The 9,578-nt window shown below is 65.9% G+C and carries 7 protein-coding genes, 1 pseudogene and 1 riboswitch; of the genes and pseudogenes, 5 read left to right on the top strand and 3 right to left on the bottom strand.

Annotation, left to right across the window (positions count from 1 at the left end):
* The 3 genes and pseudogenes from E8M83_RS26335 to E8M83_RS19245 all read left to right on the top strand — a co-directional run.
* A pseudogene (locus E8M83_RS26335) lies at positions 1-187 on the top strand (hypothetical protein); the annotation flags it as partial.
* 23 nt (positions 188-210) lie between these two features.
* The gene (locus E8M83_RS19240; protein WP_170976864.1) at positions 211-1,338 is read left to right on the top strand and encodes a DUF4214 domain-containing protein; all 1,128 of its coding nucleotides are present in this window, start codon (positions 211-213) and stop codon (positions 1,336-1,338) included.
* A 70-nt stretch (positions 1,339-1,408) separates the two neighbouring features.
* Positions 1,409-1,575, top strand: a riboswitch (yybP-ykoY riboswitch).
* Between the two features lie 4 nt (positions 1,576-1,579).
* On the top strand, positions 1,580-2,137 hold the full coding sequence (locus tag E8M83_RS19245; RefSeq protein ID WP_137174969.1) for a manganese efflux pump MntP family protein: 558 nt from the start codon (positions 1,580-1,582) through the stop codon (positions 2,135-2,137).
* A gap of 18 nt (positions 2,138-2,155) precedes the next feature.
* Here E8M83_RS19245 and E8M83_RS19250 read toward each other — a convergent pair whose 3' ends face one another.
* The 3 genes from E8M83_RS19250 to tssF all read right to left on the bottom strand — a co-directional run bounded on the left by E8M83_RS19250 (position 2,156) and on the right by tssF (position 5,706).
* Entirely contained in the window at positions 2,156-2,785 is a 630-nt protein-coding gene (locus tag E8M83_RS19250; RefSeq protein ID WP_137174970.1) for a type 1 glutamine amidotransferase domain-containing protein, read from the bottom strand.
* Positions 2,786-2,899: 114 nt separating this feature from the next.
* Positions 2,900-3,865: a type VI secretion system baseplate subunit TssG gene (tssG, locus tag E8M83_RS19255; RefSeq protein ID WP_229491685.1), complete on the bottom strand. Its 966-nt coding sequence runs from the start codon at positions 3,863-3,865 to the stop codon at positions 2,900-2,902.
* The gene (tssF, locus tag E8M83_RS19260; RefSeq protein WP_137174972.1) at positions 3,862-5,706 is read right to left on the bottom strand and encodes a type VI secretion system baseplate subunit TssF; all 1,845 of its coding nucleotides are present in this window, start codon (positions 5,704-5,706) and stop codon (positions 3,862-3,864) included. The genes tssG and tssF overlap by 4 nt, the downstream gene beginning before the upstream one ends.
* 125 nt (positions 5,707-5,831) lie before the next feature.
* On the opposite strand from tssF, the gene E8M83_RS19265 reads away from it, so the two are divergent.
* Both E8M83_RS19265 and E8M83_RS19270 read left to right on the top strand, forming a co-directional pair.
* Positions 5,832-7,238 carry an MATE family efflux transporter gene (locus tag E8M83_RS19265; RefSeq protein ID WP_137174974.1) on the top strand — a complete coding sequence of 469 codons (1,407 nt, stop codon included), beginning with the start codon at positions 5,832-5,834 and terminating at the stop codon, positions 7,236-7,238.
* A 52-nt stretch (positions 7,239-7,290) separates the two neighbouring features.
* On the top strand, positions 7,291-9,516 hold the full coding sequence (locus E8M83_RS19270; protein WP_137174973.1) for a S9 family peptidase: 2,226 nt from the start codon (positions 7,291-7,293) through the stop codon (positions 9,514-9,516).
* Positions 9,517-9,578 lie beyond the last annotated feature (62 nt).

Raw genomic sequence — 9,578 nt, forward strand, 5'->3', positions numbered from 1 at the left:
TATTCCGCAACGCGCCATCGGCAGCAAAACGCCCGTCCTCGCGCTCAAGGAATGGCAACAGAAGCGACCTGAGTTATTCGTTAAACGCGTTTATGATCAAACGGGACTCGACAGCTATCGACCTATGTCAGCGGCACCGGCACGATCGATATCGAACTGCGATTCGATGCCAACATTGCGACGATGAGCGCGCACTCCGTGGACAACAAAATGATGGGCACGGGCAAAGCGCAAGACGGCAAAACCTATCAGCTGTATGAGGATGGCGTCGCGGCAGAGATCAAGTCTGGCGTCGATGTCAATGGCGCCAGGGCCGATGCAATCATCAATGTCGGGACCACCAATCTCGACCGCTATTATTGGTTCGACGAAACCCTCGGCAGCGCCGATGACATTCCTCGAGACAAGACCGATGGGTTCCGCGTCATGTTGCACGAACTGCTGCACACGATGGGATTCAATGGCTGGCTTGCGAACGGTGGCCACTCGGATCCAACCTCCTCCGGCGCCAGTCTCTTCGATCGCCTGGTCAGGTTCGACGGTGACCGCAGCTACTTCGTCGGTGAGCACGCCAACAAGGCCTATGGCGCGCAGGTCCCCCTTACCAACGTCCACCTCGGCGATGCGATCACCTTCGCCGAAGGCCGGCTGACGGGCGCCGAGACCCTGATGAGCTACGACGGGCCGCGCAATGGCGAGCGTATCTCGCTTGACCCGGTCGTCATCGGCGTCCTGCGCGATCTCGGCCTGACGGTGCGCGACCAGCAAGCCGTCATGCGCGGCGACGGCCAGCCGGTCAGCACCCTGGCCATCGACACCCGTTCCGGCGACTACCATATCGATCGCGCACTCGACCTCACTTTCTTCAGCGCCGGCGACGTGGGATATGCATCCCTGCTGGACGATGCCGACCGCATCCAGTTCACCGACACCAATGTTGCGCTGGATACGGGACGCGACATGGTCGGCGGCCAGGCCTACCGGCTGTACCAGGCGGCGTTCGATCGCGAACCCGACAAGACCGGGCTCGGTTACTGGATCAAGAACATGGACCAGGGCCTGTCGCTGAACGACGCGGCCCACTACTTCGTCATCTCCGACGAGTTTCGCAAGGTGTACGGCAGCGCGCCGTCCAACGCAACCATCGTCGACAAGTTCTACGAACACGTGCTGGGCCGCGCAGGCGATGCGGGCGGAATCGCGCACTGGAATGCCGTGCTCGACCAGGGCACGCTGTCGGTCGCGCAAGTGCTGGCCAGCTTCAGCGAGAGCGCGGAAAATTTCGCGACCCTGGCCGGGATCATCGGTAACGGCTTCGAGTACACGCCTTACGGCTGAATCCGTCGCTGCATGGGAGAGCGCGGCGGCATGCTCTCTTCTTGCTTCACAGGCTACTCTGCTGTACCATGCCCCCGCCCTTGGGGAGTAGCCTCTTTCACAATCGAAAGTTCCACATCAACATACTTGACGTCTCCACGTCATGGTGCGGAAGCCTTCTGGTTGGCAAGACCATTGGCATGTTCACGCGACGATCGGGCCGCGCGACATGCCTTGTGTCGTGCCCGATCGGAAAGCTGTCATGAGCCTCGCCGCAATCGTCATCCTCGCCTTCGCCATGTCCACCGACGCGTTCGCCGTCGCGATCGCCATGGGTTCCCAACGCGCCAACGTCCTGCTCAAGGATGCGCTGAAGGTCGGCCTGCTGTTCGGGATCATCGAGGGCGTGACGCCGCTGGTCGGCTTTGCGCTCGGCAGCATTGCTGCCTCTTATGTCGAAAGCTGGGACCACTGGATCGCCTTCGTGCTGCTCGGCGGCCTCGGCATCCGCATGATCATCGAGGGATGCGGCGAGCCGGATGCCGAGGCCGACGATCCCGCCCGCCCCTTCTGGCTACTGGCCCTGACCGGCTTCGCCACCAGCATCGATGCGATGGTGGTCGGCGTCAGCCTGGCCTTTGCCGACACCGGCATCCTGTGGCCGGCGCTGGCGATCGGCCTGGCGACCCTGACGATGGTGACGCTGGGATTGTTGATCGGCCGCCGCATCGGGGCCGTGGTGGGCAAGCGCGCCGAGATTTTCGGTGGACTGGTATTGATCGCGGTAGGCAGCGTCACGCTGTACGAACACCTGCAGTGACGCCGCTCACATAAAACATCACGACGTCGGCCCCGGATCGCTGCCTGCCTGCTGCAGCACCATCAATTGCTTCATGATCGCCTCATTAAACGCAGGAATATCGTCCGGCTTGCGGCTGGTGATCAGCTTGCCGTCGACGACCACTTCTTCATCGGTCCATTCGGCGCCGGCGTTGCGCAGATCGTTCTGCAGCGATGGCCAGCTGGTCAGGTGCTTCGACTCGGCCACGCCGGCGTCGATCAGCGGCCACGGGCCGTGGCAGATGGCGGCAATCGGCTTGTCCTCGTCACCGAAGGCCTTGATGAAGTCGATCGATTCCTGGCTCAGGCGCAGGCTGTCGGGATTGGCGACGCCGCCCGGCAACAGCAGCAGGTCGTAGTCGTTCGGCTTCGCGTCCTGCACATTCAGTTCGACCTTGAACTTCTGGTCGGGCGTCAGGTGATTGAAACCCTGGATGTCCTCGCCCGCCTTCTTGGGCGACACCAGGACCACCTTCACGCCCTGCTCCTCGAGGAAGCGGCGCGGCTCGGTGTATTCGACCTGCTCGACGCCATCGGTCATCAGGACCGCGACGCGCCGGCCCTGCAGGGATTGGGTGGCGGCCGGCTCGACGTGGTCCGCCGGCTGCATGTTCTGCGCTTGTTGCATATGGCCTCCTTGTTCAATATGGTTCATCTGCATCGATTGTAGGTCGGCCATCGCGGGCGCGGCGCGCGCATGCCTGACGGCATTCAATTGTTCCGCCAGCCAGGCCAGGCCAGCTCAGTCGAGCAGATAACACACGTCGTCGCGGTCGCGCCGGCCCGCCCCCTCGCCGACGAAACCATCGAGACCGAGGCGCACCGAGCCATCCAGGCGGGCACCGGCCACGTCCTCGCGCCGCAGCACCACCTGCAGCTCGCGGTAGGGCACATCGATCGCGAAGCGGTCCAGCAAGCCCGCCAGCGCCAGCGCTCCCGGCGCCCCCGGCAAGAAGCGCTCAAAGGCGCTGGCCTCCACCGGCCCCAGCCGGATGCGGATGCCCAGCTCGGGCCGCAGCAGGCGCGCGCCGGCGGTGGCGCCGGCGCCGAGCACGCAATTGCTGCGCGCGAGAAGCGTGCGCTGGCCCGGCGCCAGGATGTCCCAGCGTCCCGTGAATTGCTCGACCTTCACCGGGACACGGAAGTACGCCTCCAGCACGCCCGCCACCAGGCCGGCGCTGACCACCCGGCTGCGCAGCGGCGCGGCGAACCAGGCCAGGCTGGCCGCATCCGCATCCGGCACGCCCTCCTCGCGCAGCGGCACGCCGGCCAGCGCCAGCAGCAGCGGCATGAAATGATCAGCGCCGGGCTCGAAGGGATGGCGCACCCGGTACTTGCACCAGGCACGGTAGAACAGCGCCACTTGCCGGCTCGAGAACAGGTCGAGGAAGGCGCGCGGCCCCTCGTCCCTGGCCGTGAGTTCCCAGGCCGCGAAACGCTCGGTGTAATGCAGCGGCAAGGTCCCCATCACGCCCAGCAAACCCATCAAGGACGGCGTGATCTTCACCGCCGGGACGCCCTCGGTGGTCGGTTCGATGGCCTCGATGTCGCTGGCTGGAAAGGCCAGTCCCAGGCTGTTGCGAAAGCGGATCAGGCCGCCCAGCGCATGCTCGGGCGCGATGCCCTGGCGGCCCAGCCAGCGCACTAGCAGCCGCACCGCCTGGAAGAATTCATAGCGCTGCGGATGGCGCAGCAGATCGTCGATCACACCAGCGCCAGGCTGCCGTTGCGGGGCTCGCATCGCAGCAACTCCTTCCCGCCTTGTGCGGACACGAGCACCAGCCGGGTAAAGCTGTTCAGGTGCACATACAGGCCCAGGAAGCGGCTCACGACCTGGGCGAACACGAACAGGCTGCTGCCGGCGAAGGCGTCCTCGTCGATCGTCATGCGTACCTCGATGCCGTGCACCAGGGTCGCGCCGTAGCGGTTGCGCAGCCAGGCAGTGGCCGGGTTGGAAGCCATCGCCGTAACGCCGGCGACCTGGCGCTGCGAGGCGCCGGATCGCGGCAGGTCGTACAAGGCAAGGGTTTCGCGGAAGGCGTCGATGTCGGCCAGCGAGCGGTGATTGAGGGCCAGTTGCGTCACCAGGCGCCAGTGGGTGCCGTTGCGGTTGCCGAAGCGCAGCGGCAGCGAGGGCTTGCGCAGCAGGCGAATCGGCAGGCCGGAAGTCGCCGTCTCGCTGGCCAGGTCGCCGCCCGGCGCCCCGATGCCGACGCCGCAGGCGGCCGCGCCGTTGCTGCAGGTGAGGTCGATCGAGGCCACGCTGGCCTCCTCTCCGAGCAGGGAATAATCGTCGTCGGTGAAGGCGATCTTCATGCGATGGCGGCTGTCGCCGCGGTCATCGCGGCGCGCGAACCAGTAGCGCTGGCCGGTTTCGCCACCTGCCCCCGCCTCGCCGTGGCGCAGGCCGTAATATGGCCGGTACTCGACGCTGGTCGTCTTGCCGTCCCGGGTCTTGAGCACATGGACCGCGTCGATGCTGTAGACCTCGACGCCCTCTTCGTGCCGGCTCGGCGCCACATCGTACATCGCCGCGCGGTGCGTGATGCGCACCGGCGCCGCCGCCTGGCCGAACAGGTTCACCACCGGCACGCAACCGCTGAGCAGGTTGGCGGCCGACAGCGCGCGCAGGATGCGCGCGCCGCTCGACTCGGGGTGCACGCCAGTGAGCAGGAAATGCAGGGTGAAGCGGCGCGCGCCGGCCGGCAGCAGCGGCGCCAGGCGGCCCAGATCCACGTCCAGAAAGTGGAATTTATCCGGAAAGGCAAAGTACTCGGTCAGCAGCCGGTAGGCGGGATGGGCGTGCGATTGTTCTGGCACCAGGGCTTCATCGGACTCCAGCCCGCCCAGGCACAGCAGCGGGGCGTCGAGGCGGCGCCAGCCATCGATCCCTTCCGCCTCGACCCAGGTCTCGACCACGTTCATGCCCAGCGCGTCGATCAGCGCCGCCGACAGCAGGCCGTCGCCGTCGACGTGCAGGCGCAAGCGCGGCAGGCCGCGGCCGACCAGCATGCGCGCCGGCATGGCGCTGTCGAAGGCGATGCCGATGCGGGCCGAGGCGCGCGGCGGCAACCGGATGCGCGGCGGCACGTGGGCCACCGGCTCGAACCAGGCGCGCGCCACCCGCACGGGCGCCAGCTCCAGCGCCGCCGTGGTACGAAAGACGCATGGCGCACCGCGCGCGGCCAGCGAACTCATTTCGGTACCGCGCGGCACCACCTGCACGTGCTCGATCTTGCCGGCCCGGGCCTGCGGATCGCCGCCATCCACCTGCGCGATCGAGCAACTCGGCATGCCGTGCAGGAAATGCGGATACAGGCTGCCCAGCAAGGCATCGGTCAGTTCGGGATAGTCGTCGTCGAGCTTTTTCGCGGTGCGCGCATTGAGCAACGCGCAGGCCTGGATCAGGCGCCGGATATGGGGGTCTTCACTACCTTCGGGGCCCAGGCCCAGCTCGGCCGCCAGGCGCGGATACTGGTGGGCCAGCTCGCGGCCGACGGTGTTCAGGTAGACCAGTTCGCGCTCGTAGTACGGCAACAGTTCTTCCATCGCGACCTCCTCGGGCTGTCGCTCTACGGTGGTGCAGATCGTGGCAAGTTGTCTTGCGGCGGCGCAATTACCTGACTTGACAATAAGTCAGTAAAATCATGGGTTCACCATTCCCGTGCCGCATCATGACCGCCACCATCGCCACCGCCACACCCGTCCGTACCGAGATCGCCACCCTGTGGCGCCTGTCATGGCCGGTCCTGGTCGGCCAGCTGGCGACGGTCGGCATGGGCGTGGTCGACGTCGCCCTCACCGGCCACGTCAGCGCCGATGAGCTGGCGGCGGTGTCGCTCGGCACGGCGGTGTGGTCGATTGTGCTGGTCACCGTCATGGGCACCATGATGGCCATCAATACCGTGGTCGCGCACGAGATCGGCGCCGCGCGCCATGACCGGGTGCCACACTCGGTGCGCCAGGCCATGTGGAAGGGCTTGCTGGTCGGCCTGGTCGGCTGCCTGTTCGCCAACCTGTGTACCTTGCTGTTCGACCATATCGGCATGGCCGCCCACGTGGCCGATCGCGCCTCGCTGTTCCTGCACGTGATCAGCGTCGGCATGCCGGCCTTCGGCGTCTATCGCGCGCTGTATGGCTACACGACCAGCATCAACCAGACCAAGCCGATCATGTGGATCGCCATCGGCGGCCTGGTCTTCAATACCATCGTGGCCTGGGTGCTGGTGTACGGCAAATTCGGCTTCCCGCAACTGGGCGCGGTCGGCTGCGCGATCTCCACGGCGGGCGCCATGTGGCTGATGCTGGGCGCCATGCTGTGGTGGATCAAACGCGCGCCCGCCTACCGGCTCACCTATCCGTTCGACCGCTACGAAGGGCCGGATACGCAGGCCATCGGCGCCCAACTGCGCCTGGGCCTGCCGATCGGCGTCACCTACTTCGCCGAGGTCAGCGCTTTTGGCCTGATCAGCCTCCTCGTGGCGCGCTATGGCGTGGTGCAGGTGTCGTCGCACCAGATCGCGCTCAATTTTTCCTCGCTGGTGTTCATGGTGCCGCTCAGCTTCGCGATCGGCATGCTGACCCGCGTCGGCCAGGCCATGGGCGAAGGCGACCCGGTGCGGGCGCGCTTCGTGGGCTGGGTGGGCGTCGGCGTATCGGTGTCCTTCGGCGTGGTGTCGGCGCTCGGCATCGCCCTGTTCCGCTGGGAGATCGCGGCCATGTACACCTCGGATCCGGCGGTGCAGCAAGTCACCGCCCATTTGCTGCTGTTCGCCGCCTTGTTCCAGCTGTCGGACTCGACCCAGGTGGCCACCGCCTCGGCGATCCGCGGCTACCAGGTGACGCGCCCGCCGATGGTGATCCAGCTGCTGTCGTTCTGGGGCCTGTCGCTGCCGCTCGGCTGCATCCTGGGCCTGGCCCCGGCCTGGTTCCCATGGACCCCGAGCGCGCCGATGGAAGCCACCGGTTTCTGGATCGGCCTGGTGGTGGCGTTGACGGTGGCGGCGGCGCTGCTGACCTGGCAGTTCGAGAAGCTGGCGCGCCAGCGTATCCGCGACGGCGCGATGGCGCAGCCCCGCTGACTCTGGTATCGTCTCGCGATTGCTGTAAATTAATAATCCTCAAGAGACATCAATGCGCCCTCTTCTCCTTCTCCTTCTCCTGGCCGCCCTCGCGGCCTCGCCCGCCATGGCCGAACGCCTGACATTGGACCGCATCTACGGCGAGGCCTCGCTGGCCGGCGCCAGCGTGCGCAACCTGCGCGTGTCGCCGGACGGCGAACGCGTCACCTTCCTGCGCCCGCGCGCCGACGACCAGTATCGTCTCGACCTGTGGGAATACAACACCAAAAGCAAGGCCACCCAGCGCCTGGTCGACTCCAAGCAACTGGTGCCGAACGAAGAGTTGTCGCTCGAAGAAAAAGCACGCCGCGAACGCGCGCGTACTGCCGGCCTGTCGGGCATCCTGAACTATTACTGGTCGCCCGACGGCAAGCAGCTGCTGGTGCCGATCGGCGGCGACCTCTACCTGGTCGACGCGGCCAAGCCTGAAGCTGCGCGCAAGGTCGCCTCGGGCAACGTCATCGATCCGAAGATCTCGCCGCGCGGCCGCTACGTGTCGTTCGTGCGCAAGCAGAACCTGGTGGTGATCGACCTGGCGACCGGCGCCGAGCGCCAGTTGACGGTCGACGGCCAGGGCGCCGTGCACAACGGTGAAGCCGAGTTCATCGCGCAGGAAGAGATGAGCCAGCACACCGGCTACTACTGGGCGCCGGACGATTCGCACATCGCCTACCGCCGCTACGACGATGCGCCGGTGCCGGTCGTGCGCCGCTTCGAGATCTTCGCCGACCGCACCGAGGTGATCGACCAGCACTACCCGGCCGCGGGCGATCCGAACGTGGCGATCGAGCTGATGATCGTCAACCCGGCCACCGGCGCGCAGCGCAAGGTCGACCTGGGCCAGGACAAGGACATCTACCTGGTGCGCGCCGACTTCAGCGCCGACGCCAAGACCCTGGTCTACCAGCGCCAGACGCGCGACCAGAAACGCCTCGACCTGGTGGCGGTCGACGTCGCCACGCTGGCCCAGCGTCCGCTGTTCTCCGAACATTCCAAAACCTGGGTCGAAGTCCATAACGACCTGCGCTTCCTCAAGAATCGCCAGGCCTTCATCTGGGCATCCGAACGGAGCGGCTACAAACACCTGTACCTGTACGACCTGAACGGCAAGCTGCTGCACCCGATCTCGCGCGGCGAGTGGGGCGTGGACGGCATCCTGGCGGTCGACGAAGGCGCCGGCAAGGTGTACGTGTCGTCGAACCGCGACGCCGTGATCGACAAGCAGACCTATGCGCTGTCGCTGGACGGCCGCGGCGCCGACAAGCCGGCCCGCATCACCCAGGGCGACGGCTGGCATGAGGCTTCGTTCGCCGGCAACGGCAAGCTGTTCGTCGACACCTGGTCGAATCCAAACACCCCGCCGCAAGTGTCGATCCGCCGCGCCGATGGCAGCATGGTCGAGTGGATCGAAAAGAACCCGCTCGACGCCAAGCACCCGTACACGCGCCACCTGGATGCGCACCTGCCGACCGAATTCGGCACCCTGAAGGCGGCCGATGGCCAGACCCTGCACTACTCCATCATCAAGCCGGCCGGATTCGATGCCAGTAAACGCTATCCGGTATTCCTGTTCACCTATGGCGGCCCGCACTCGCAGCGCGTGACCCGCGCCTGGGGCAATTATTTTGACCAGTACATGGCGCAGCAGGGCTTCGTGGTGTTCAGGCTCGACAACCGCGGCTCGGGCCGTCGCGAGCGCCAGTTCACCGACGTGCTGTACAACAACCTGGGCAAGCATGAAGTCGAAGACCAGGTGGCCGGCATCGACTGGCTGGCCAAGCAGAGCTTCGTCGATCCGAAGCGCGTGGGCGTGTTCGGCTGGAGCTATGGCGGCTTCATGACCCTGCGCCTGCTCTCGGCAGCGTCGGACAAGATCGCGATGGGCGTGTCGGTGGCGCCGGTGACCGACTGGGCGCTGTACGACACCCACTATACCGAGCGCTATGTCGGCGGCACGCCGAAGGGCGATCCGGAAGCGTATAAACGCAGCGGCGTGTTCGCCCACCTGGACGGCATGACGTCGAACCTGCTGCTGATCCACGGCATGGCCGACGACAATGTGCTGTTCTCGAACACCACGCTGCTGATCGACGAACTCGTGAAACGCAATGTGCAGTTCGACCTGATGACCTATCCGGGCGCCAAGCACGGCATGTCGGGCCGCACCAACCAGCGCCATGTGTATGGCTTGATCGAGGCTTATTTCAAGAAGCAGCTGGGCGGCGCGCAGCCGAACTAGGTTTCGTTTCTCAAAACAAAAACGGCCGCGTCGATCGACGCGGCCGTTTTTTCATTCACGCC

Origin of the sequence: Massilia sp. HP4 (assembly GCF_005222695.1) — a bacterium.
Lineage (GTDB): Bacteria > Pseudomonadota > Gammaproteobacteria > Burkholderiales > Burkholderiaceae_D > Telluria.